The organism is Streptomyces sp. B6B3 (assembly GCF_039871525.1).
GTDB lineage: Bacteria > Actinomycetota > Actinomycetes > Streptomycetales > Streptomycetaceae > Streptomyces.
Genome location: NZ_JBDPLU010000066.1, coordinates 1 through 1,206, shown reverse-complemented (window position 1 = coordinate 1,206; position 1,206 = coordinate 1). Strand labels below are relative to the sequence as shown.

Below are 1,206 nucleotides of genomic sequence, written 5' to 3'. Positions count from 1 at the left end.
GAGGGTTGGACGTTCGCGCAGGCCGCGACCATGCCCGTGGTCTACCTCACCGCCTACTACGGCCTGATCGACCTCGCCGCCCTCCGCCCCGGCCAGTCCATCCTCATCCACGCCGCGGCCGGCGGCGTCGGCACCGCCGCCGTCCAACTCGCCCACCACCTCGGCGCCGAGGTCTACGCCACCGCCAGCCCCGGCAAATGGCACGCCCTCCGCCAAGCCGGCCTCCCCGAGGACCACATCGCCTCCTCCCGCACCCTCGACTTCGAGGAGACGTTCCGGACCGAGCACGGACTCGACGTCGTACTCAACGCACTGGCCACGGAGTTCGTCGACGCCTCGCTGCGCCTCCTGCGCCCGGGCGGCCGGTTTCTGGAGATGGGCAAGACCAACCTCAGGGACGCGGACGAGGTGCACGCCGCCCATGAGGCCGTGGCGTACACGGCGTTCGATCTGGCCGAGGCCGGACCCCAACGCATCGCGCAGATGCTCACCGAGGTGCTGGACCTCTTCGACCAGGGCGCCCTCACCCTGCCCCCACTCACCGTCTGGGACGTCCGCAGCGCGCCCGAAGCCTTCCGCCACCTCAGCCAGGCGACGCTTCGCGGCAAAGCAGCCCTGACCATCCCCCGCCCACTCGACCCCGACGGCACCATCCTGATCACCGGCGCCACCGGCGCACTCGGAAAACTCATCACCCGCCACCTCGTCACCCACCACGGCGCCCGCCACCTCCTCCTCGTCGGACGACACGGCACCACCACCCCCGACACCCACCAGCACGTCACCGAACTCACCGAGCTCGGCGCCCACATCACCCTCGCCACCTGCGACATCACCAACCACCACGCACTCGCCGAACTCCTCACCACCGTGCCCACCGACCACCCGCTCACCGGCGTCATCCACGCCGCCGGCGTACTCGACGACGGCCTCCTCACCGCCCTCACCCCCGAACGGCTGCACACCGTCCTCGCCCCCAAGGCCGACGCCGCCTGGACACTCCACCAACTCACCCGCCACACCGACCTGACGATGTTCGTCCTCTTCTCCTCCGCCGCCGGCACCCTCGGCTCCCCCGGACAGGCCAACTACGCCGCCGCCAACGCCTACCTCGACGCCCTCGCACACCACCGCCACGCCACCGGCCTCCCCGCCACCTCCCTCGCCTGGGGCCTGTGGAACACACCCGACGGCATGAACACCTCG

The 1,206-nt window shown here is 71.1% G+C and carries 1 protein-coding gene; it reads left to right on the top strand.

Annotated features, from left to right (window positions below; genetic code table 11):
* On the top strand, window positions 1-1,206 hold a 1,206-nt coding region (locus tag ABGB06_RS39365; RefSeq protein ID WP_347600547.1), incomplete at both ends, for an MDR/SDR family oxidoreductase.